20 protein-coding genes are annotated in these 22,140 nt (G+C 67.6%); 7 read left to right on the top strand and 13 right to left on the bottom strand.

Annotation, left to right across the window (positions count from 1 at the left end; translation table 11 throughout):
• Nucleotides 1-40: 40 nt before the first annotated feature.
• The 11 genes from pgi to dksA all read right to left on the bottom strand — a co-directional run bounded on the left by pgi (nucleotide 41) and on the right by dksA (nucleotide 12,629).
• Nucleotides 41-1,705, bottom strand: a complete 1,665-nt coding sequence (gene pgi / locus HSX14_RS26390; protein WP_111260147.1) for a glucose-6-phosphate isomerase — start codon at nucleotides 1,703-1,705, stop codon at nucleotides 41-43.
• A gap of 82 nt (nucleotides 1,706-1,787) precedes the next feature.
• The gene (gene panD, locus HSX14_RS26385; protein WP_003457244.1) at nucleotides 1,788-2,168 is read right to left on the bottom strand and encodes an aspartate 1-decarboxylase; all 381 of its coding nucleotides are present in this window, start codon (nucleotides 2,166-2,168) and stop codon (nucleotides 1,788-1,790) included.
• Nucleotides 2,169-2,250: 82 nt separating this feature from the next.
• On the bottom strand, nucleotides 2,251-3,111 hold the full coding sequence (panC, locus tag HSX14_RS26380) for a pantoate--beta-alanine ligase (protein WP_173179164.1): 861 nt from the start codon (nucleotides 3,109-3,111) through the stop codon (nucleotides 2,251-2,253).
• The gene (gene panB / locus HSX14_RS26375; RefSeq protein WP_173179166.1) at nucleotides 3,108-3,908 is read right to left on the bottom strand and encodes a 3-methyl-2-oxobutanoate hydroxymethyltransferase; all 801 of its coding nucleotides are present in this window, start codon (nucleotides 3,906-3,908) and stop codon (nucleotides 3,108-3,110) included. Before panB ends, panC begins: the two co-directional genes overlap by 4 nt.
• A 103-nt stretch (nucleotides 3,909-4,011) precedes the next feature.
• On the bottom strand, nucleotides 4,012-4,524 hold the full coding sequence (gene folK, locus HSX14_RS26370) for a 2-amino-4-hydroxy-6-hydroxymethyldihydropteridine diphosphokinase (RefSeq protein WP_173179168.1): 513 nt from the start codon (nucleotides 4,522-4,524) through the stop codon (nucleotides 4,012-4,014).
• Between the two features lie 2 nt (nucleotides 4,525-4,526).
• Nucleotides 4,527-5,927 carry a polynucleotide adenylyltransferase PcnB gene (locus tag HSX14_RS26365; protein WP_173179170.1) on the bottom strand — a complete coding sequence of 467 codons (1,401 nt, stop codon included), beginning with the start codon at nucleotides 5,925-5,927 and terminating at the stop codon, nucleotides 4,527-4,529.
• A gap of 682 nt (nucleotides 5,928-6,609) precedes the next feature.
• Nucleotides 6,610-8,034, bottom strand: coding sequence for a sigma-54-dependent transcriptional regulator (locus HSX14_RS26360; protein ID WP_173179172.1), 1,425 nt, complete (start codon nucleotides 8,032-8,034; stop codon nucleotides 6,610-6,612).
• A gap of 23 nt (nucleotides 8,035-8,057) precedes the next feature.
• Nucleotides 8,058-11,012: a sensor histidine kinase gene (locus tag HSX14_RS26355; protein ID WP_173179174.1), complete on the bottom strand. Its 2,955-nt coding sequence runs from the start codon at nucleotides 11,010-11,012 to the stop codon at nucleotides 8,058-8,060.
• Complete coding sequence (locus HSX14_RS26350; RefSeq protein ID WP_003095129.1) at nucleotides 10,996-11,172, bottom strand: hypothetical protein; 177 nt, start codon at nucleotides 11,170-11,172, stop codon at nucleotides 10,996-10,998. Before HSX14_RS26350 ends, HSX14_RS26355 begins: the two co-directional genes overlap by 17 nt.
• A gap of 71 nt (nucleotides 11,173-11,243) precedes the next feature.
• Entirely contained in the window at nucleotides 11,244-12,131 is an 888-nt protein-coding gene (gene gluQRS / locus HSX14_RS26345; protein WP_173179176.1) for a tRNA glutamyl-Q(34) synthetase GluQRS, read from the bottom strand.
• 54 nt (nucleotides 12,132-12,185) lie between these two features.
• Nucleotides 12,186-12,629, bottom strand: coding sequence for an RNA polymerase-binding protein DksA (gene dksA, locus HSX14_RS26340; protein ID WP_173179178.1), 444 nt, complete (start codon nucleotides 12,627-12,629; stop codon nucleotides 12,186-12,188).
• A 192-nt stretch (nucleotides 12,630-12,821) separates the two neighbouring features.
• Here dksA and HSX14_RS26335 point away from each other — a divergent pair, with 192 nt between their 5' ends.
• On the top strand, nucleotides 12,822-14,003 hold the full coding sequence (locus HSX14_RS26335) for a pyridoxal phosphate-dependent aminotransferase (RefSeq protein WP_173179180.1): 1,182 nt from the start codon (nucleotides 12,822-12,824) through the stop codon (nucleotides 14,001-14,003).
• Nucleotides 14,000-14,707 carry a DNA/RNA nuclease SfsA gene (gene sfsA / locus HSX14_RS26330; RefSeq protein ID WP_173179182.1) on the top strand — a complete coding sequence of 236 codons (708 nt, stop codon included), beginning with the start codon at nucleotides 14,000-14,002 and terminating at the stop codon, nucleotides 14,705-14,707. Before HSX14_RS26335 ends, sfsA begins: the two co-directional genes overlap by 4 nt.
• On the opposite strand, the gene HSX14_RS26325 is transcribed toward sfsA, so the two are convergent.
• Both HSX14_RS26325 and HSX14_RS26320 read right to left on the bottom strand, forming a co-directional pair.
• On the bottom strand, nucleotides 14,704-15,021 hold the full coding sequence (locus tag HSX14_RS26325; protein ID WP_173179184.1) for a Rieske (2Fe-2S) protein: 318 nt from the start codon (nucleotides 15,019-15,021) through the stop codon (nucleotides 14,704-14,706). The genes sfsA and HSX14_RS26325 overlap by 4 nt on opposite strands.
• Nucleotides 15,022-15,101: 80 nt before the next feature.
• Complete coding sequence (locus HSX14_RS26320) at nucleotides 15,102-17,294, bottom strand: TonB-dependent hemoglobin/transferrin/lactoferrin family receptor (protein WP_173179186.1); 2,193 nt, start codon at nucleotides 17,292-17,294, stop codon at nucleotides 15,102-15,104.
• 232 nt (nucleotides 17,295-17,526) lie between these two features.
• Between HSX14_RS26320 and HSX14_RS26315 the strand changes: the two genes are divergently transcribed.
• The 5 genes from HSX14_RS26315 to HSX14_RS26295 all read left to right on the top strand — a co-directional run bounded on the left by HSX14_RS26315 (nucleotide 17,527) and on the right by HSX14_RS26295 (nucleotide 22,126).
• Complete coding sequence (locus tag HSX14_RS26315; protein WP_173179188.1) at nucleotides 17,527-18,255, top strand: energy transducer TonB; 729 nt, start codon at nucleotides 17,527-17,529, stop codon at nucleotides 18,253-18,255.
• A gap of 19 nt (nucleotides 18,256-18,274) precedes the next feature.
• Entirely contained in the window at nucleotides 18,275-19,339 is a 1,065-nt protein-coding gene (locus HSX14_RS26310; RefSeq protein ID WP_173179190.1) for a hemin-degrading factor, read from the top strand.
• An 86-nt stretch (nucleotides 19,340-19,425) separates the two neighbouring features.
• Nucleotides 19,426-20,325, top strand: a complete 900-nt coding sequence (locus HSX14_RS26305; protein ID WP_173179192.1) for a heme/hemin ABC transporter substrate-binding protein — start codon at nucleotides 19,426-19,428, stop codon at nucleotides 20,323-20,325.
• Nucleotides 20,322-21,359, top strand: a complete 1,038-nt coding sequence (locus HSX14_RS26300; protein ID WP_173179194.1) for a FecCD family ABC transporter permease — start codon at nucleotides 20,322-20,324, stop codon at nucleotides 21,357-21,359. The genes HSX14_RS26305 and HSX14_RS26300 overlap by 4 nt, the downstream gene beginning before the upstream one ends.
• Nucleotides 21,359-22,126, top strand: coding sequence for a heme ABC transporter ATP-binding protein (locus HSX14_RS26295; RefSeq protein WP_173179196.1), 768 nt, complete (start codon nucleotides 21,359-21,361; stop codon nucleotides 22,124-22,126). The genes HSX14_RS26300 and HSX14_RS26295 overlap by 1 nt, the downstream gene beginning before the upstream one ends.
• Nucleotides 22,127-22,140 lie beyond the last annotated feature (14 nt).

Genomic DNA, 22,140 nt, shown 5'->3' with positions numbered 1-22,140 from the left:
AGGAGAGGCGCCGCACCCGGGGCCGGGTGCGGCGCCGGCATCAGCCGCGGTGACGGCCGCGGAAGAAGTCGATCAGGCCCTGGGTGGAGCCGTCTTCGGCCGGGGTTTCCTCGCTGCCGACGATGCGCGAGTAGACGCCCTTGCCCAGTTCCTTGCCCAGTTCCACGCCCCACTGGTCGAAGGCGTTGATGCCCCAGAGCACGCTCTGCACGTAGACCTTGTGTTCGTACATGGCGATCAGCGCGCCCAGGCGACGGGGGCTGATGCGTTCCATCACCAGGGTGTTGCTGGGGCGGTTGCCGGGGATGACCTTGTGCGGTGCCAGGCGCTGCACCTCGGCTTCGTCCAGACCCTTGGCGCGCAGCTCGTTCTCGGCTTCCTCGCGGGACTTGCCGAGCATCATCGCCTGGCTCTGCGACAAGCAGTTGGCGAACAGCCATTGGTGGTGGTCGGCGACCGGGTTGTAGCTGGAGACCGGGACGATGAAGTCCGCGGGGATCAGGTGGCTGCCCTGGTGCAGCAACTGGTGGTAGGCGTGCTGACCGTTGCAGCCGACGCCGCCCCAGATCACCGGGCCAGTACCGGCGGTGATCGGGCTGCCGTCCTGGCGCACGGTCTTGCCGTTGGATTCCATGTCCAGCTGCTGCAGGTGGTCGGTGAAATTACGCAGGTAGTAGTCGTAGGGCAGGATCGCGTGGCTGCGGGCGCCCCAGAAGTCGCCATACCAGACGCCCAGCAGGGCCAGGATCACCGGGATGTTGCGCTCGAAGGATGCGGTCTGGAAGTGCTGGTCCATGCTGTAGGCGCCGGACAGCAGCTCCTTGAAATTGGAGATGCCGATGGACATGGCGATCGGCAGGCCGATGGCCGACCACAGCGAGTAGCGGCCGCCCACCCAGTCCCACATCGGGAAGATGTTCTCCTCGCGGATGCCGAAGGCCATGGCCGCTTCCTTGTTGCTGGAAACGGCGATGAAGTGGCGGTAGAGCTCTTCCTCGCTGCCGCCCTGGGCCAGGTACCAGGCGCGGGCGGCCTGGGCGTTCTTCAGGGTTTCCAGGGTGCCGAAGGATTTGCTGGAGACGATGAACAGCGTGGTCTCGGCGTTGAGCTTGCAGGCCAGCTCGCGGAATTCGCTGCCGTCGATGTTGGCCAGGTAGTGGCAGCGCACGCCTTTCTGGGCGAAGGGCAGCAGCGCCTCGGAAACCAGTTGCGGGCCGAGGAAGGAGCCACCGATGCCGATGTTGACGACGTCGGTGATGGGTTTCTCGGTATAGCCACGCCACAGGCCGTTGTGCACGTAGCCCACGAGCTCGGTCATCTGGTGCAACACGCGGTGCACCTCGGGCATGACGTCCTTGCCGTCCACCCGCACCTTGTCGCCGATGGGGCGGCGCAGCGCGGTGTGCAGCACGGGGCGACGCTCGGAGGCGTTGATCACCTCGCCCTGGAACATGGCCTTGATGGCTTCGCCGAGCTGGGCTTCCTCGGCCAGCTTCACCAGCAGGGCCAGGGTGTCTTCGCGGATCAGGTTCTTGGAGAAGTCCAGCAGCAGGCCGCAGGCGCTGAGGGTGAAGCGCTTGAAGCGCTCGCCGTCTTCCTGGAAGGCCTGGCGCATCTTGAAGCCGGCCAGCTCCTCACGGTGCGCGGACAGCGCGCCCCAGCTGGGCAGTTGGGTGACGTCGAGGGGGTTCAGGTGGTGGTTCATGGCGTGCCTTCAAGCAATCAACTTGGTTATGAACACGAAAAAGCCCGGAGTGTTCCGGGCTTTCAGTCTAGCGGGTCAGGGTTCAGGCGACCTGGACCGGTATGGCGTTGCTGGTGTGGCTCAGCTCGTTGCCGGGTGCCATGTAGAGCATGCGCGGCTTGAAGTTGGCCAGCTCGGCTTCGCTGTAGTGGGCGTAGGCGCAGATGATGACCCGGTCGCCTACTTTGGCCTTGTGCGCGGCGGCGCCGTTGACCGAGATCATGCGCGAGCCGTTTTCGCCACGGATGGCGTAGGTGGTGAAGCGCTCGCCGTTGTCGACGTTGTAGATCTGGATCTGTTCGTACTCGCGGATGCCGGCGAGGTCCAGCCATTCACCGTCGATGGCGCAGGAGCCTTCGTAGTCGAGCACCGCATGGGTGACTTCGGCGCGGTGCAGTTTGGCCTTGAGCATGATGGCGTGCATGGCGTTTTCCTTGTCTGGGCGCTGGCGGCGGCAGAGTTTGCCCGAACCCCGAGGGGTGGGCAAGCCTTGCCGGGCGAGGGTTTCAGGCCTTTCCGTGGAGGGTGAAGGCGAGGTTGTCGATCAGCCGGGTGCTGCCCATGTAGGCTGCGGCCAGGATCACCAGGTCCTGGTCGCCGGGGCGCGCCGGGCGCAGGCTGGCGGCCTCACGGATTTCCAGGTAGTCGGGGCGGAAACCGGCCTTCTCGAGCGCATCGCGGCCCTGGGCTTCCAGGGTGGCGAAGTCGTCGCGGCCGGCGTTCACGGAGTCGGCCAGTTGCTTGAGGGTGCGGTACAGGGCCGGCGCTGCGGCGCGTTGTTGTTCGTCCAGGTAGCCGTTGCGCGAGGAGAGGGCCAGGCCGTCCTCGGCGCGGACCGTGGCCTCACCCATGATCTGGATCGGCAGGTTGAGGTCGCGGACCAGCTTGCGGATCACCGCGAGTTGCTGGAAGTCCTTCTCGCCGAACAGGGCGAGGTCCGGCTGGACCATGTTGAACAGCTTGCTGACCACGGTGGCGACGCCTTCGAAGTGGCCCGGACGGCTGGCACCGCAGAGCCCTTCGGAAACCAGGGGCACGCTGACGCGGGTCTGGTCGGCCATGCCGTCGGGGTACATCTCCTCGACGTCCGGGTGGAACAGCAGGTGGCAGCCGGCGGCGACCAGTTTCTCCTGGTCGGCCTGCAGGGTGCGCGGGTACTTGGCCAGGTCTTCGCTGGGGCCGAACTGCAGCGGGTTGACGAAGATGCTGGTGACGACGAAGTCGGCGCGCTGTGCGGCTTTCTCCACCAGCGCGGCGTGGCCGGCGTGGAGGTTGCCCATGGTCGGTACCAGGCCGATGCGCTTGCCTTCGCCGCGAGCGCGGGCCACGGCGGCGCGCAGCTCGCGGACGGTCTTGACGGTGATCATGCGGAGAATCCGTGTTCGGCGGCAGGGAAGGTGACGTCCTTGACGGCCTTCACGTAGGCGGCCATGGCGGCCTGGATGCTGGCCTGGCCTTCCATGAAGTTCTTCACGAACTTGGGCGCGCGACCGGTGAGGGACAGGCCGAGCATGTCGTGCATGACCAGCACCTGGCCGTCGGTGGCGCTGCCGGCACCGATGCCGATGACCGGGATCTTCACCGACTGGGTGATCTCGGCGGCGAGTTCGCTGGGGACGCATTCGAGCAGCAGCATGGCGGCGCCGGCCTGCTCCAGGGCCATGGCGTCGGCGCGCAGCTGGCGGGCCTGGGCTTCCTGGCGGCCCTGCACCTTGTAGCCACCGAGGATGTTCACCGCTTGCGGGGTGAGGCCCAGGTGCGCGCATACCGGAATGCCGCGTTCTGCCAGCAGGCGGATGGGCTCGGCCAGCCAGGCGGCGCCTTCCAGCTTCACCATGTGGGCGCCGGCCTGCATCAGGGCGGCGCTGTTGGCGAAGGTCTGTTCCAGGGTGGCGTAGGCCATGAACGGCAGGTCGGCGATGATCAGCGCGCCCTGGTTGCCGCGCTTCACGGCGGCGGTGTGGTACGCCATGTCGGCGACGCTCACCGGCAGGGTGCTGTCATGGCCTTGCAGGACCATGCCAAGGGAGTCGCCCACCAGCAGGACATCGGCACCTGCCTGGCTCGCGGCCTGGGCGAAGGTGGCGTCATAGGCTGTGAGCATGGCGATCTTCTCGCCTTTTTGCTTCAGCTCTTGAAGGGTGGTCAGGGTCACATCAGGCATGAAAACGTCCTCATCGGTACCGATTCTGCACCGGCACGGGGCAACGGGACGCTTATAGTCCCGATGGTGGGGCATGGTGTCAATTGCAGGTGTTACCGATCTGTTACGGCGTTACCGCCATGCCCGGAAGGGCCCCCGCGACCTCCAGCCCCTCGAAGGGACAGGCATCGAGAAGGGCCCGCAGGGCACGGCCGTCCGGCAGCCTGAGGTCGTCTCCGGCTATCTCCGCGAGGGGATAGAGGACGAAGGCGCGGGCGTGCATGTGGTAGTGCGGGACCTGCAGGCGCGGCAGGTCGATCGCGTGCTCGCCGAACAGCAGGATGTCCAGGTCGAGGGTGCGTGGGGCCCAGCGCTCGTCCTTGCGCACACGGCCCTGGGCGAGTTCGATCGCCTGCAGGCCGTCGAGCAGTTCCAGGGGGGCGAGTTCGGAGTCCAGGGCGGCCACGGCGTTGGCGTAGCGGGGTTGCCCGGGCGGGCCGAGCGGGTCGCTCGCATAGAGCGAGGAGACGGCAGCCAGGCGGGTGCGAGGCAGCGCGGCCATGGCCTGCAGGGCGCTGGCCAGTTGCGCGGCAGGCTCGGCGAGGTTGCTGCCGAGCCCTATATAGATGCGTTCCATCATCACTCGCTGGCGGGAGCCGAACCTTCACGCGGGCCGCGCTTGCGGCGGCTGCCGCCACGACGACGCTTGCGCGGTGCACCGCCGCCATCGTCCTTGCTGCTGAGGTCGCGGATCATGGCGCGGCGCTCGCTGTCGCTGGCGTCCTGGTAGTCGGTCCACCAGTCGCCCAGGCCGTCGGTTTCCTCGCCCGCGCTTTCGCGCAGCAGGAGGAAGTCGTAGCCGGCGCGGAAGCGCGGGTTCTCCAGCAGCAGGTCGGCGCGCTTGCCGCTGCGGCGCGGCAGGCGCTCCTGCATGTCCCAGATCTCGCGGATCGGGATGGTGAAGCGCTTGGGAATGGCGGTGCGCTGGCACTGCTCGAGGATCAGCCCGTGGGCCGCTTCCTGGATGGCCGGGATCGGCGGCATGCCCTTTTCCTGCAGCAGGGCCGCACGGATGGGCAGGGCCGGCCAGAGCAGCGCGGCGAAGAGGAAGGCGGGGGTGACCGGCTTGCCCAGGCGAATGCGCTCGTCGGTGTTGGCCAGGGCTTGGCGGATCAGGGCGCCGGCGTATTCAGGGTCGCGTTCCAGGGACGCCGCAGCGGCCGGGAACAGCGGGGCGAACAGGTCGTATTCCAGCAGCAGTTCGAAGGTGCGCTCGGCCTTGCCGCCGAGGAACAGCTTGAGGATCTCGTCGAACAGGCGCGCAGACGGGATGTCGCGCAGCATCGGCGCCAGGCGGCGGATGGGGGCGGCGCTGTGTTTCTCGATCTCGAAGTCGAGCTTGGCGGCGAAGCGCACGGCGCGAAGCATGCGCACCGGGTCTTCGAGGTAGCGCTGCTCGGGGTCGCCGATCAGGCGGATCAGGCGGTTGCGGATGTCGTGCACGCCGTGGGCGTAGTCGAGGATGCGCTCGGTGACCGGGTCGTAGTAGAGGGCGTTCATGGTGAAGTCGCGGCGCTGCGCGTCTTCTTCCTGGTTGCCGTAGACGTTGTCCCGCAGGATGCGGCCGCTCTCGTTGCGCGAGGACTGGTTGCTGTCTTCCTCGTCGGCACCCTGGGGGTGATTGGCACGGAAGGTCGCGGTCTCGATGATCTCGCGGCCGAAATGCACGTGGACCAGCTTGAAGCGACGGCCGATGACCCGGGCGTTGCGGAATTCGGCGCGGACCTGTTCGGGCGTGGCGCTGGTGGCCACGTCGAAGTCCTTGGGCTCCAGGTTCAGCAGCAGGTCGCGCACGCAGCCACCGACCAGGTAGGCCTGGTAGCCGGCCTTCTGCAGGCGCTCGACCACATTGACGGCATTGCGACTGATATCCGCACGTTCCAGCGAGTGCTGGCGATTGCTCAATACTTCGGGTGTGCTGCGGGGATGCTGGGAGCGGCGCAGGGGAGAGCGAAAAGACTGGATCAGCTTCTTCAGCATGGGATGCACTGTTTTGCGGAATGGACGGCCAGAATTGGACAAGACCGCACGATGGACGCGGATTCTAGCACTGGGTCGGGAGATGGTGAAGGAAGCGGCGGGGGTGTGTCAAAGCTACTGGGGGAGCCGAAGCTCCCCCCCAAATTGGTGCGTGCTTTGTTTTTATTGTTGTGTCGGGCTTGGTGTTTTTGTTGTTCGACCCGTTCCAGCAGGTTCGTGGCCTCTGGAAATGCCCTCGAATCGAGGGTCAATAGCAAACGGATTGCTTTGGACGCTGACGGTGCCATGATCATTCCGTGATCCAACCAGTTCAGGCGCTGTCTCATGACAGTTTTATTGTTCTCAGCCTGGTCGTGGGGCGAGCCCCAAAGGCAACTCCTCTCCAAAAGAATCAGTTAGCTGCGCCTCCGCGGTTTTGTTTTTGTTGTGCTGGAGTCGGTACGTCTTGTTCTTATTGTGGGGTTACACGTTTGTTATTGTTGTTGTGCCAGAGATAAAGCAGATGCCGTGCCAACTTTTGTGATTCCTTGTAAATCAAAGGTTTGCGGCGATTCGGGGTTGGCGGGCGGGTACAAAAAAGCCGGGCTTTCGTTACCTTAAGACCCGGCTTTTGTTACGAGAGATTAACGCGGTAACAAAGCGGGGAACTCCGTCCGCACCGCTCTGTCACCGGGCTCGCGCCTCAGGAGGTCGCGGCCCCCGACTTGCGGCGCGGGATTCCGAGGCGCTGGCGGCGTTCCCACAGGCACTTGCGGCTGATGCCCAGTTTTCGGGCAAGCTCGGTTTCGGTCATGTGATCCTGGTGCTCGAGCACGAAGTGCTGGAAGTAATCTTCAAGCGACAGGTCTTCCGTGGGCTCGTGGCTGTTGCTGGCCGTCTGGACCGGAGTGTCGAGGAAGTCCTCGTCGTCCAGGTCGTCCAGCTCGATGTCGATGCCCAGCAGGTCGGCCGAGATATCCGGGCTCTCGCAGAGGATCACCGCGCGCTCGATGGCGTTCTCCAGCTCGCGCACGTTGCCCGGCCAGGGGTAATGGCGGATGGCCTGTTCGGCGTCGTGGGCGAAGCGCAGGTCCTCGCGTCCCATGCGGGTGCACTGGCGGGCGAGGAAGGCTCGGGCGATCTCGATCACGTCGTTGCCGCGCTCGCGCAGGGCGGGGAGCTTCAGGGAGATCACGTGGAGACGGTAGTAGAGGTCTTCACGGAACTGGCCGGTCTTGGCCAGGGTTTTCAGGTCGCGGTGGGTCGCGGCGATCAGGCGCACATCGACTTTCTGCGACTGCACGGAACCGACACGGCGTATCTCGCCTTCCTGCAGCACGCGCAGCAGGCGCGCCTGGGCTTCGAGCGGCAGTTCGCCGATCTCGTCGAGGAACAGGGTGCCGCCATCGGCCGCCTCGACCAGGCCGGCACGCCCGGCGCTGGCGCCGGTGAACGCACCTTTCTCGTGGCCGAAGAGCTCGGATTCGATGAGAGTTTCCGGGATCGCGGCGCAGTTGACCGAGATGAGCGGGGCCTTGGCGCGGCGGGAGAGATTGTGCAGGGCGCGGGCGACCAGCTCCTTGCCGGTGCCGGACTCGCCCTGGATCAGCACGGTGGAGTCGGTGGGCGAGACCTTGCGGATCTTGCTGTAGAGCTCCTGCATCGAGGCGCAGGAACCGATGATGCCGATTTCGCCGTCTGCGGCAGCACCACCCGATGCGGCCTTTTCGGTGCCGCGCGAGCTGCCGCTGCGTTCGGCCGGGGCGCCCTTGCCTTCCTGGCGCTCCTTGAGAATGCGCGCCACGGCCTGGAGCATCTCGTCGTGGTCGAAGGGCTTGGCGATGTAGTCCACCGCGCCCATCTTCATCGAGTCGACCGCCGAGCGCAGGCTCGCGTAGCTGGTCATGATCAGGACCGGGGTGCCCTGGGCGAGCTTGATCAGCTCGGTACCCGGGGCGCCGGGCAGGCGCAGGTCGCTGACGATCAGGTCGAAGCCGGGGATGCTGTAGCGCTCCTGGGCTTCCTGGACGGAGCCGGCTTCGCTGACCTGGTACTGGTTGCGTTCAAGCAGGCGGCGCAAGGCAGAACGGATAATGGTTTCGTCTTCGACGATGAGAATATGTGGCATTAAATTCAGCTCTCTCGACGGTCTCAGATCACAGCGGACGTCGCTTCGACAAATCGTGGCAACGTCACCCGGATTCGGGTGCCGCGCTGTTGCTCGGGGTCGGCCGGGCTTTCGATGGTGATGTGGCCATAATGCTCTTCCACGATCGAATAGACCAGCGCGAGGCCCAGGCCGGTCCCCTTGCCCGGGTCCTTGGTGGTGAAGAAGGGTTCGAACAGGCGGTCCATGATCGCCTTGGGAATCCCGCTTCCTTCGTCCTCCACCACAAGGTCGACCGCGTGATCGGAGATTTCGCTCCGCACGCGTATCGCGCTGCCGGGCGGTGATGCATCCCGGGCGTTGGACAGCAGGTTGATCAGTACCTGGGCGAGGCGTTGCGGATCGCCCTCGGCGACGTGCTCCGGATCGCACAGGTTGAAGAACTCCACATCGACGCTGCGCTTGTTCAGCGACAGCAGGCCGATGGCGTCCTGGGTCACGTCGGCCAGGCACACCGGCTCGGTGGCCTGCTGGCGGCCGCCGGCGTGGGCGAAGCTCATCAGCGACTGGACGATGCGCGACACGCGCTTGGTCTGCTCCAGGATCTGGCTGCTGATCTCGGTCAGCTCGCCGTCGCCCTCGCGCTCCTCGCGCAGGTTCTGCGCCAGGCAGGCGATGCCGGTGATGGGGTTGCCGATCTCGTGGGCGACACCGGCGGCGAGGCGGCCGATGGAGGCCAGGCGTTCGGAGTGCACCAGCTTGTCTTCCAGCAACTGGGTGTCGGTAACGTCTTCCACCAGCAGTACCAGGCCGGTGTTACCCGGGGCGAGGGGCTCGTCGATGGCGGCCTTGTGCAGGTTCAGCGAGCGTGCCTGGCCTTCCAGTTGCAGGCGCTGCTTGTGCAGGTGTTCGTCGGGCAGGTTGATGAAGCTTTCCAGCAGGCCCTTCCAGGGTTCGGCGATGGCCGAGAGGCGCGAGCCGACCACGCGCTGGGCGGGGATCTCGGTGAGTTCCTCCATGGCGCGGTTCCACATGAGGATTTCTTGGTCCTTGGCCAGCGAGCACACGCCCATCGGCAGTTCCTGCAGGGTCTGGCGGTGGTAGCGGCGCAGGGCGTCCAGCTCGGCGGCCAGGCCGGTGAGGCGGGAGTGGTAGTCCTCCAGGCGGCTCTCGATGAAGTGGATGTCTTCGGTGACATAGCTTTCGCTGCCGGACTTGTACGGCAGGAAGGTCTCCACCATGTCCTGGGCCACGCTCGGCCCCATCAACCCGGAAAGGTTGGCTTCGATGCGGTCGCGCAGGCGGCGCAGCGCATAGGGGCGGCGTTCGTCGAAGGGCAGGTGCAGGTCGCGCAGGGCCTGCTCCACTTCCTTCTGTGCGGTCTTCGCGCCCAGCGGCTTGGCCAGTTGCGCGGAGAACTCCTGGGGCGAGCCGGCCACCAGTTCGCGGCGCTGCGGGCGGCGCACGTTGTCCACCGCGCAGGCTTCGGCGGCGCCGCGTTCCTCGGCGCTGGCGTCGGTGAACAGCGAGACCAGGGTGAAGACCAGCACGTTGGCCGCCAGGGAGGCGATCGCTGCGATGTGCCAGCTGGTGTCGTCGAGCACGTAGATGGCGTTGAACAGCGGCAGGTAGATGCCCTGCAGGTTGCCCACCAGCGGCAGCAGCATGCTGAACAGCCAGACGCCGATGCCCGCCAGCAGGCCGGCGATGAAGCCGCGGCTGTTGGCGGTCGGCCAGTAGAGGACCGACAGCGCGCCGGGAAGGAACTGCAGGGTGGCGACGAAGGCGACGATGCCCAGGTTGGAAAGATCCTGCTCGGCGCCCAGCAACAGATAGAAGCCGTAGCCGGCCATGATGATGGCGACGATCAGCGCCCGGCGCGTCCATTTCAGCCAGCGGTAGATGTTGCCTTCCGACGGCGGCTGGTACAGCGGCAGCACCAGGTGGTTCAGCGCCATGCCCGACAGCGCCAGGGTCAGCACGATGATCAGGCCGCTGGCCGCCGACAGCCCGCCGACATAGGCGAGCAGGGCCAGGGCGTCGCTGTTCACGGCGATGCCCAGGCCCAGGGTGAAGTATTCCGGGTTGGTGGTGGCGCCGAGCTTGAGGCCGGCCCACAGGATCAGCGGCACCGCCAGGCTCATCAGCAGCAGGAACAGCGGCAGGCCCCAGCTGGCGCTGACCATGGCGCGGGGGTTGAGGTTCTCGGTGAAGGTCATGTGGTACATGTGCGGCATCACGATGGCCGAGGCGAAGAACACCAGCAGCAGCGTGCGCCACGGTCCCTCCTGCAGCGGGGTGTGCAGGGTGGAGAGCGCCGCCTGGTTCTGCAGCAGCCACAGCTCCAGCTCATGGGGGCCGCCGAACACGCCATAGAGCGCATAGAGGCCGATGCCCCCCAGGGCGGTGAGCTTGACCAGCGACTCGAAGGCGATGGCGAACACCAGGCCCTCGTGCTTCTCCCGGGTGGCGATGTGGCGCGCGCCGAAGAGGATGGTGAACAGCGTGATCAGTGCGCAGAAGCCCAGGGCCACGCGGTCGTGCACCGGCTCGCGGGTGAGGATGCCGATGGAGTCCGCCACCGCCTGGATCTGCAGCGCCAGCAGCGGCAGCACGCCCACGAGCATGAACAGCGTGGTCAGCGAGCCGGCCCAGGTGCTGCGGAAGCGGAAGGCGAAGAGGTCCGCCAGCGAGGACAGCTGGTAGGTGCGGGTGATGCGCAGGATGGGGTAGAGCAGCACCGGCGCGAGGAGAAAGGCGCCGGAAATGCCCAGGTAGCTGGCGAGGAAGCCGTAGCCGTACTGGTAGGCCAGCCCGACCGTGCCATAGAAGGCCCAGGCGCTGGCGTAGACACCCAGCGACAGGGTGTAGGTCAGCGGGTGGCGGACGATGCGCCGAGGCACGAAGCCGCGGTCGCTGAGCCAGGCGACGCCGAACAGGGTGAACAGGTAAGCCGCGCTGATGAGGATCAGCTGGCTCAGGCTAAAGCTCGTCAGCATCGCGTTGGCTCTGGAGGATGAAAGTGACCACGATCAGGATCAGCCAGAGCAGGTAGGGGCGGTACCAGGCCCCATTGGGGTCGATCCACCAGTCCATGATGGCCGGGGAAAACAGATAGATCCCCACCACCAGGAGCAGAACCAGTCGGTAGATATACATGCCGCATCTCGCATCGGGAGTGCGGCGATGGTAGCGAATGACCGGTGCGGGTGCGAGGGGAGAGATGGCCCCTAGCGCAGCTGCGCTTCGGCCAGTGTGCGGCTGCCGGGGATGCGCGTCGCATCCCAGTTGGCGATGCCCCAGTCGAGCACCACGCGCGGGGTGGCGTCGGCGAGTTGCGCCGGTGGGCGCTGGCCGAGTGCACGCAGGGCGCGGTCGAGCAGCGGGCCGGCCTGGTCGGCTGGCAGCGGCGGGGAACGGTAGGACTTGCCCAGCTTGTGCCCGTCGGGCTGGATGATCAGCGGCACGTGCAGGTAGCGCGGCTGCGGCAGCCCCAGCAGTTCCTGCAGGTAGAGCTGACGCGGCGTGGAGTCGAGCAGGTCGGCGCCGCGCACCACATCGGTCATGCCTTGCCAGGCGTCATCCAGCACCACGGCCAGCTGGTAGGCGTAGAGCCCATCGCGACGGCGGATGACGAAGTCGCCCACCTCGCGCCCCAGGTGCTGGCGGAACTCGCCCTGCACGCGGTCGGTGAAACCGTAGATCAGCTCCGGCACGCGCAGGCGGATCGCGGCGTCATGCCGGGGGTGCAGCGCATTGCGGCAGAAACCGGGGTAGACCCCCTGGTGGCCTTCGAGCTGCTTGCGCGAACAGGTGCAGGCGTAGGCCAGGCCCTGGTCGAAGAGGCGGTCGAGCACCTGGGCGTAGGCATCGTGGCGATCGCTTTGGCGCACGCATTCCCCGTCCCACTCGAAGCCGTAGGTTTCCAGGGTGCGCAGGATCGCGTCCTGGGCGCCGGGTACCTCGCGCGGCGGGTCGAGGTCCTCCATGCGCAGCAGCCAGCGGCCACCGACCGAGCGGGCATCGAGGTAGGAGGCGAGGGCGGCGACGAGGGAGCCGAAATGCAGAAAGCCGCTGGGCGTCGGGGCGAAGCGGCCGATGTAGGTGGGAGAACTCATTGGAATGCGGGCCTGCAGAAACGAAACGGGGCGCCGTAGCGCCCCGTTCTGGGATCAGGAACCGAGTTGCTTTTCCTTGATCTCCGCCAGCGTCTTGCAGTCGATGCAGAGCGTGGCGGTGGGGCGTGCCTCGAGACGACGGATACCGATCTCGACGCCGCAGGAGTCGCACCAGCCGTAGTCGTTGTCTTCGATCAGTTGCAGGGTCTCGTCGATCTTCTTGATCAGCTTGCGCTCGCGATCGCGTGCACGCAGTTCCAGGCTGAACTCTTCTTCCTGGCTGGCGCGGTCGGCCGGGTCGGGGAAGTTGGCGGCTTCGTCCTGCATGTGGTGCACGGTACGATCCACTTCCTCCATCAGTTCGAGCTTCCACTTGTTGAGGATGCTGGTGAAGTGAGCGCGCATGCGATCGCTCATGTACTCCTCACCCTTGGTTTCCTGGTAAGGCTCGAAACCACGGATCAGTTGGCTGCTCTGTTGCTTTGCTTTGGTGGGCATGAATGGCCGCCTCTCACTTTCTCTAATCCATTGCGCAGGTTCTGGTCCATCGCCGGTAACCCGGCCCTGCGACTGCAAGCGGGCGAACTTACCAGATCGACTCCGGGCACGCTACTCCCAGTTATCGTGGTTGCTGCAGCCTTCCCGGACCATTCGGTAGAATCCGCTCTTTGCGTTAATAAAGGAAGGCCGATGGCCCAGTCATACAGTGCACGCAGCCGTGCCATAGAACCCTTCCACGTGATGGCCCTGCTGGCCCGCGCCAACGAGTTGCAGGCGCAGGGGCACGACGTCATCCACCTGGAGATCGGCGAGCCGGACTTCAGCACCGCCGCCCCCATCGTCCAGGCCGGGCAGGCCGCCCTGGCCGCCGGCCACACGCGCTATACGGCCGCGCGCGGCCTGCCCCAGCTGCGCAGTGCCATCTCCGGGTTCTACGGCGATCGCTACGACCTGGATATCGACCCCGAACGCATCCTGATTACTCCCGGCGGTTCGGGCGCTTTGTTGCTGGCCGCCAGCCTGCTGGTCGACCCGGGCCGCCACTGGCTGCTCGCCGACCCGGGCTACCCCTGCAACCGCCACTTCCTGCGCCTGGTCGAGGGCGCCGCGCAACTGGTGCCGGTCGGCCCCGAGAGCCGCTACCAGCTCACGCCGAACCTGGTGGAACGCTACTGGGATGGCGACAGCGTGGGGGCGCTGGTCGCCTCGCCCGCCAACCCCACCGGCACGCTGCTGGGCCGTGACGAGCTGGCCGGCCTCTCCGCCGCGCTGAAGGCCAAAGGTGGCCACCTGGTGGTCGACGAGATCTACCACGGCCTCACCTACGGCGTGGATGCCGCCAGCGTGCTGGAGGTGGATGACGACGCCTTCGTGCTCAACAGCTTCTCCAAGTACTTCGGCATGACCGGCTGGCGCCTCGGCTGGCTGGTGGCGCCCCGTGATGCGGTGCCCGAGCTGGAGAAGCTTGCGCAGAACCTCTACATCAGCGCCCCCTCCATGGCCCAGCACGCCGCGCTGGCCTGCTTCGAGCCCGACACCCTGGCGATACTCGAGGAGCGCCGCACCGAGTTCGCCCGCCGTCGCGACTACCTGCTGCCGGCCCTGCGCGAGCTCGGCTTCCGCATCGCCGTCGAGCCCGAAGGTGCCTTCTATTTATATGCGGATGTTTCTGCCTTCACCCAGGACGCCTACGCCTTCTGCCGGCACTTCATCGAGACCGAGCACGTGGCCTTCACCCCCGGCCTGGATTTCGGGCGCCACCTGGCCAACCAGCACGTGCGCTTCGCCTACACCCAGAGCCTGCCGCGCCTGGAGGAAGCGGTGCAGCGCATCGCCCGCGGGCTGAAGACCTGGGCGGCGCTGGCGGGATGAGGTTCGACCCGCCCCTGGAGCAGGCCCGACTGCTGCGCCGCTACAAGCGCTTCCTCGCCGACATCGAGACCCTCGACGGCGAGCTGTTGACCATCCACTGCCCGAACACCGGCTCGATGCTCAACTGCATGAGCGAAGGGTGCCGGGTATGGTTCAGCCGCTCCAACGATCCCAGGCGCAAGCTCCCCGGCACCTGGGAAATCACCGAGACGCCCCAGGGCCGGCTGGCCTGCGTGAACACCGCGCGGGCCAACGCCCTGGTCGAGGAGGCCCTGCGTGCCGGGCTCATCCCCGAGCTGGCCGGCTTCACCGCACTCAAGCGCGAGGTCGCCTACGGCGTGGAGAACAGCCGTGCCGACTTCCGCCTGGACTACCCGAGCGGCGAGGTGTTCGTGGAGGTGAAGAGCGTGACCCTGGGCTTCGACGGCACCGCCGTGGCGGCCTTCCCCGACGCCGTCACCGTGCGTGGCAGCAAGCACCTGCGCGAGCTGGCGGCGCTGGCGCGCCAGGGCATGCGCGCGGTGCAGTTCTACTGCGTCAACCTTTCCGGTATCGACGCCGTGCGCGCAGCGGTGGAGATCGACCCTGCCTACGCTGCCGCCCTGGCCGACGCCAAGGCCGCCGGGGTGGAGGTGCTCGCCTATGGCGCCGAGGTCAGTCCCGAGGGCTTGGCGCTGCTGCGCAGGCTCGAGGTGATCGGTTAGGCGAGCAGCCAGATGCCGCGATCGTCCTCGCGGCAGTCCAGCGGTCGCAGGGACTCCCCGGCACAAGGCCCGGCCACGCACTCACCGGATTCGATGAGGAACAGCGCACCGTGGGTGGCGCACTGGATCAGGCTGCCGCTGTCGTCGAGGAAACGGTCCGGCTGCCATTCCAGGGGAATGCCCCGGTGCGGGCAGCGGTTCTCGTAGGCATGGACCCGGCCCTCCCGGCGCACCAGCAGCAGCTTCAGGTCATCGATCAGAAAGCCGCGGCTCTGGCCTTCGGCCAACTCGTCGGGGCGGCATAGCAGGATCATCGGCGTCTCCACGGCAGGCGGGCATTATCCCGTGCCGCCGTGGATTGCCAAGAGGGTGCGCGTCCCTGCGCTGAAAAGGCTCAGATCTCCCAGATCAGGTTGACCGCCGCATGGCGGCCCGGCTGGGTGTAGCGCTGCAGGCTGGGGCTGTTCTCGGTCAGCCCGCGCACATCGCCCCACTGCCAGTAGTCCTTATCGGTGAGGTTGAACAGGCCGGCGTTGACCGAGAACGCCTCGGTGACCTGCCACCAGCCGTTCAGGTCCAGCAGGCCGTAGCCCGAGGGCTGGTACTGGCCGGCGGTCTGGGTGCGATCGATGCGCTCCTTGGCCGCCACCAGGGTCCAGCTCAGGTCGCCGCCGAACTTGCCGTTGGGTTGCGCATAACCCAGGCCGAAGACGCCCTTGAGCGGGTCGACGCTGTTGATCGGCTGGCCGGTGCCCTCGTCCTTGCCGCGTGCGTAGGCGACCGAGCTCATGGCGCGCCAGCCGGCCGGCATGCCGAGCTTGTCGAGGAAGAGCTCGCCCTTGGCCTCGAAGCCGCGGATGGTCACCCGGTCGCGGTTGACGTACTGGAACTCGCCGAAGGGGAAGCCCGGCACGCTGGAGGGGCGGGACACCTGCTCGATGAAGTCGTCGTAGCGGTTGTAGAACAGCGCGGCGCCGAAGCTGCCGATCTCGTACTTGCCGCGCAGGCCCAGTTCGAAGCTGTCGCTGGTCTCGGCCTTGAGGTTGGTGTTGGCCAGGGTGCGGTACATGCCCGGGTTGACGAACTCGCCGAAGATCTCGATCGCCTGCGGGGCGCGGAAGCCGGCGGCGTACTGGCCGTAGACGCTGTGCTGGTCGTCGACCTGGTAGGTCACGCCGAACTTGGGCGATACGGCCGAGTCGGTGAAGTCGCTCGGGCTGGCGTCGGTCGCCTGGCTGTTGAGGTAGCGCGTGGTGGCGTGGGGCTTCATCGCGTAGTAGTCGTAGCGCAGGCCCGGCAGCAGGGTCCAGCGGCCGATCTCGATGTTGTCCTGGATGAAGGCCGCGTACTCGCTGGTGGTCGGGTCCGGGAAGTCGCTGGTCGGCAGCACCGGTGTGTTGACCCCGGTGGCGATGACGGTCTCGCCGCCTTCGCGCAGGTCGGCGTTCTTCAGGCGCTTGAGGTCGGTGCCGTAGACCAGGGTGTGCTGGCTGTCGGCGATGCTGAAGGACTTGTCCAGCTTGGTGTTGAGCACCCAGAGCTTCTCCTCGTAGTGGGAGTCGCGGGTGCGCAAGCGAGGCGAGCCGCTGACGACACGGTTCTCGTAGGTGCGCTGGCGGGTCTGGCTGTCCTGGTAGCTGAGCTGGTTCTGCAGGTTGTCCGCCAGCGGGCTGTCCAGTTGCAGGGTGTGCAGCAGCGAATAGCGCTCGCGGTCGACGCTGTCGCGCGCGTCCTGGGTGCGGATGGTGGCGGTGTTGCTGTAGTTGCTCAGCACCCGGGTGTCGGTGTCGTCCTGGTAGCGCTCGTAGGTCAGCTGCAGGCGCTGGCCCTCGGCGTAGTTCCAGCCGAGCTTGGTGAGCAGGTTGTCGGTGGTGTAGTCGAGCGGGTTGGCTTTCTCGCGGGTCGCGCCGATGCCGCCGGTGCCACCCTGGGTATCCAGTGCCTGGCCGGTACGGCGGCCGATGTGCACCAGGCCGTCGAGGTCGCCCTGGCGGGCGGCGAGGGTGGTGCTGCGCAGCCAGCTGTCGTCGGAGCCGTCGTAGCCGGTCTTCAGGCGGGCGTAGGCGTCATCGCCTTCATCCAGGTAGTCCGCCGCATCCTTGGTGAGGAAGCTCACCGCACCGCCGATGGCATCGCTGCCGTACAGCGAGCTGGCCGGGCCGCGGATGATCTCCACCTGCTTGAGGGTGTCCGGGTCCACGTAGTCGCGCTGCGCACTGAGGAAGCCACCAAAGGAGAAGGTATCCGGCATGCTCACGCCGTCCACCTGTGTCAGCACGCGGTTGCCGCCGATGCCCCGGATGGTGAAGCCGGACAGGCCGAAGCGGCTGCCTGTTCCGCCGACCGACACGCCCGGCTCGTAGCGCACCAGGTCCTGGATGTTCTTCACGTTCTTCTGGTCGATCTCGCGTTCGGTCATCACCGACACCGTGTTCGGCACTTCATCGAGGGTCTGCTCGCTACGGGTGGCGGTCACGGTGACGGTGTCGAACTGGGTCGCGGTCCTTTCCGCCGCCAGGGCGATGGAGGGCGACAGAAGCAGCAGGGCCAGCCAGGGGCGGCGGGCGAAGGGGGGGCGAAGCGGCATGGATGGACTCCCGGGTTCAAGGCGCAACCAGGGACCGGCCAGGCACTTCTGGCGTGGCTACCAGCCACGGGCGTCATGCCACGGGTGCCTTTGCGGAGGGTCATCCCGACCATCGCTTTTCGCCGGCCTCTCTGGTGATCGCAGATTGGCATCGGCGCAAAACATAATGACGTTGACAGGCAAATGCAAACAATTATCAAATGGATTTGCATTTAGGTAATTGGGGCAGAAAATGCCACGTCTTCCACTTTGCCTCGCCCTGTCGCTCGTCGCGCATGCGGGGCTCGCATGGCTCCTGCACGACCTGCGGGCGGAGCCCGCCATTGCCCGGGGAGAGCTCCGGGCGGAGGTGGTGCACCTGGTCGGTCTCGTCGAGCCTGCAGCGGCCGCGGCCGAGCCGGTGTTGCTCGCGGCACCGCCGCCCCGCAAGGTGGAACCGGAGAGCCGCCCCGTCGTGGAAGCCAGGCCCGTTGCCGTCAAGCCGCGCCTGGCGAGCCCGGAAGCGCCCGCCGCCAAGCTCGCCCGCCGCGAGCCCAGGCCACAGCCGCGCCCGCAACCTCGGCCCGGCACCGTGCCGAGCGTGGCGAAGGCCGCAGCGCCGGTGCCCAGCACGGCCCCGCCGGCGCTGGCGAGCCAGCCGGTCGCCGTCGCCGCCAGGCTGCCGAAGGCCGAGGTGGTCAGTGACCAGCCGTCCTTCCTCGTTCCGCCCAGGCCGCCGATCTACCCGGCCCAGGCGCGCCGACGCAACCAGCAGGGCGTGGTCCTGGTGGAGGTGCGCCTGGATGAGCGCGGCGGGTTGCGTGACATGAAATTGCTGCGCTCGTCGGGCATCGAAAGCCTCGACGAAGCGGCCATGAAGGCGGTCGCCAGCTGGCGCTTCCGTCCTGAGGTCCAGGACGGCGAGCCGGTGCCGAGCCGCGTGAGAATACCCATTGAATTCGCCCTTACGGCGAGCCGTTGATCCTGAAGGAGTGAGACCCATGACTGCCGAGACCCAGACCGCCAATTCCGCCCCTGCGCTCTACCGGGCCTGGCAGGACCTGCGTGGCGAAGAGCCGCGCCTGCGTGCCCGCGACGCCGCCGAGCGGCTGGCCGTGAGCGAGGGCGAGCTCACCGCGAGCCGCCTGGGCGTGGACGCCGTGCGCCTGCGCCCCGAGTGGGCGACCCTGCTGCCCGCCCTGGGCGAGCTGGGCCACATCATGGCGCTGACCCGCAACGAGCATTGCGTGCACGAGCGCAAGGGCGTGTACCGCGAGGTGTCGGTGATGGCCAACGGGCAGATGGGCCTGGTGGTGTCCGCCGACATCGACCTGCGCCTGTTCCTCGGTGGCTGGTCCAGTGTGTTCGCCGTGGCCGAGGAAACCCCGCGCGGCACCCAGCGCAGCATCCAGATCTTCGACAGGCAGGGCGTGGCCGTGCACAAGGTGTTCCTCACCGAGCGCAGCGAAGTCGCCGCCTGGGCGCCGCTGGTGGAGCGCTTCCGTGCCGAGGAGCAGAGCGCCGAGCTGGACCTGCAGCCGCTGCCCGTCGCCGAGCCGGTCAAACCCGATGCCGAGATCGACGTCGCCGGGCTGCGTGAAGGCTGGTCCGCCCTCAAGGACACCCACCACTTCTTCGCCCTGCTGAAGAAGCATGGCGCGGCCCGCACCCAGGCCCTGCGCCTGGCCGGCAGCGAGTGGGCCGAGCAGCTGGACACCGCCCAACTGCCGCGCCTGCTGGAGGCGGCGGGCGAGAAGCAGATCCCCATCATGGTGTTCGTCGGCAACCGCCATTGCATCCAGATCCACAGCGGCCCGGTGCAGAATCTGAAATGGATGGACACCTGGTTCAACGTGCTCGACCCCGAGTTCAACCTGCACCTGAAGACCCCGGGCGTGACCGAGCTGTGGCGCGTGCGCAAGCCCAGCAGCGACGGCGTGATCACCAGCTGGGAAGCCTTCGATGCCGAGGGCGAGCTGGTGCTGCAACTGTTCGGCGCGCGCAAGCCGGGCATCCCCGAGCGTGAAGACTGGCGCGCCCTGGCCGAGAGCGCCCCGGCGCTCTGACGCCAGGCCGGTCGCACCGCCCCGATCACCGCGACGCCCCGCCGATGCCGGGGCGTCGTTCCGCCTGAATCCCGAGGAGTCCCAGGATGCGTGTCGCTGTTTCCCTTGCCGGCCTGTGCGCCGGTCTGTTCCTGAACCATGCGGCGCTGGCCGCCGATCCGTTGCCGCAACGCTGGGTGAGCGCTGGGGGTTCCCTCAGCGAATGGGTGGTGGCGCTGGGTGGCGAGAGCAAGCTGGTGGGCGTCGACACCACCAGCCTCCACCCCACCTCGCTGAAGTCGCTACCGAGCATCGGCTACCAGCGCCAGCTGGCGGCCGAGGGCATCCTCTCGCTGCGCCCGGACCTGCTGCTGGGCACCGAGGAAATGGGCCCGCCGCCGGTGATCGACCAGGTCAAGGCGGCCGGCGTGCGCATCGAGTCGCTGCCCTCCAGGGCCGAGCTGCCGGTGCTGGAGATGAACCTCAGGCTGATCGGCGGCCTGCTGGGCGACGAGGCCCGCGCTCGGCGGGTCTTCGCCGACTACAGCCAGCGCTTCGAGCGGCAGGCCAGGTGGGTCGCCGAGACCCGGCGCACCCACGAGGCGCCGCGCGTCCTGCTGCTGCTCGGCCATGCCGGCAGCAGCCCCATGGCCGCCGGCAAGGATACCGCCGCCGCCTGGATCATCGAGCAGGCCGGTGGCCGGAACATCACCGATCACCTCGGCTACAAGGCCATTTCCAGCGAGGCGCTGGCAGCGCTGGACCCGGACGTGGTGGTGTTCGCCGACCGCCGCCTGGAGGGTGAGGAAGCCAAGGCCGCACTGCTCAAGCAGAACCCCGCGCTGGCCATGACCCGCGCCGGCAAGCAGGGCCGCCTGCTGCCGCTGGACCCGACCCTGCTGGTCGGCGGCCTCGGCCCGCGCCTGCCGGATGGGGTGGCCGCGCTGTCCGCGGGCTTTTATCCTCAGGCACCGGCCCTGATCGCCAATAGCCAGAACCAGCCATGACTCCAGCTGTACATTCGCGCCCCCTGTTCATCGCCCTGGGTGCCTTGCTCGCGCTCGCCCTCTGGCTGTCCCTGGCCCTCGGCCCGGTGAGCCTGCCCCTGGGCGACACCCTGCGCGCTGCCCTGCGCCTGGCGGGTATGCCGCTCGCACCCGAAGGCCTGGAACAGGCCGAGCTGATCCTCGGGCAGATCCGCCTGCCGCGCACCCTGCTGGGCCTTGCCGTCGGCGCGGTGCTGGCGCTGTCCGGCGTGGCCATGCAGGGCCTGTTCCGCAACCCGCTGGCGGACCCCGGCCTGGTCGGCGTCTCCAGCGGTGCAGCCCTGGGCGCGGCAGTGGCCATCGTCGGTGGCGCGGCCATCGGCGGGCTGTCGGAGAACATCGCGCCTTACCTGCTATCCGCCTGCGCCTTCGCCGGGGGCCTGGGGGTGACGGCGCTGGTCTACCGCCTCGGCCGGCGCGACGGGCAGACCAGCGTGGTGACCATGCTGCTCGCCGGCATCGCCCTCAACGCCCTGGCCTTCGCCTGCATCGGCCTGTTCACCTACCTCGCGGACGACGCCACCCTGCGCACCCTGACTTTCTGGAACCTGGGCAGCCTCAACGGTGCCAGCTATGCACGGCTGTGGCCGCTGCTGCTGATCACCGGGGCGGTGGCGCTGTGGTTGCCGCGTCGGGCCAGGGCCCTCAACGCGCTGCTGCTGGGCGAGTCCGAAGCGCGCCACCTGGGCTTCGAGGTGGAGAAGCTCAAGCGCGAGCTGGTGCTGTGCACGGCGCTGGGCGTCGGCGCCGCGGTGGCCGCTGCGGGCCTGATCGGCTTCATCGGCCTGGTGGTGCCGCACCTGGTGCGCCTGGTAGCGGGCCCGGACCACCGCGTCCTCCTGCCGGCCTCGGCACTGGCCGGTGCCAGCCTGCTGCTGTTCGCCGACCTGGCCGCGCGCCTGGTGCTGGCGCCGGCGGAGATGCCCATCGGCATCGTCACCGCGCTGATCGGCGCGCCCTTCTTCCTTTATCTGCTGCTGCGGGGGCGTCACTGATGCTGCGTGTCGAACAGCTGGAAGTGCACCGTGGCAGCACCGTGGTGCTGGCGGGCGTGGACCTGGAGCTGCGCCCTGGCGAGGTGCTCGGTGTGCTCGGCCCCAACGGCGCGGGCAAGAGCACCCTGCTCGGCGCATTGAGCGGCGAGCTGGCCCTGGCCGCCGGCCATGTCGGCCTGGAGAACCGCCCGCTCGCCGAATGGACCGGCCCGCAGCGCGCCCAGCGCCTGGCAGTGCTGCCGCAGAGCTCCACTCTGAGCTTCGGCTTCCGTGTCGAGGAAGTGGTCGGCATGGGCCGCCTGCCCCACGCGACGGGGCGGGTGCGGGATGCCGAGATCATCGCTGAGGCCCTGGAGGCGGCCGATGCCGCGCACCTGGCCGGGCGCAGCTACCTCGCGCTGTCCGGCGGCGAGCGCCAGCGCGTGCACCTGGCGCGGGTGCTGGCGCAACTGTGGCCGGGCGCCCAGGGGCAGAACCTGCTGCTGGACGAGCCCACCTCGATGCTCGACCCCCTGCACCAGCACACCACCCTGCAAGCGGTGCGTGATTTCGCCGGGCGCGGCGCGGCGGTGCTGGTGATCCTCCATGACCTGAACCTGGCGGCGCGCTACTGCGACCGCCTGCTGCTGCTCTGCGACGGGCGCCCCCATGTGCTGGGCTCGCCCGACGAGGTGCTGCAACCCGAGCCGCTGAAGGCCGTGTTCGGCCTCGACGTGCTGGTGCAGCGCCACCCGGAACGCGGGCATCCACTGATCGTCGCGCGCTGAACGAACCCGAGGAG

Source organism: Pseudomonas tohonis (genome assembly GCF_012767755.2).
Taxonomy (GTDB): Bacteria; Pseudomonadota; Gammaproteobacteria; order Pseudomonadales; family Pseudomonadaceae; genus Metapseudomonas; species Metapseudomonas tohonis.
Note: the sequence above shows the minus strand (reverse complement) of the source record. Positions and strands in the feature narration are given on the sequence as shown.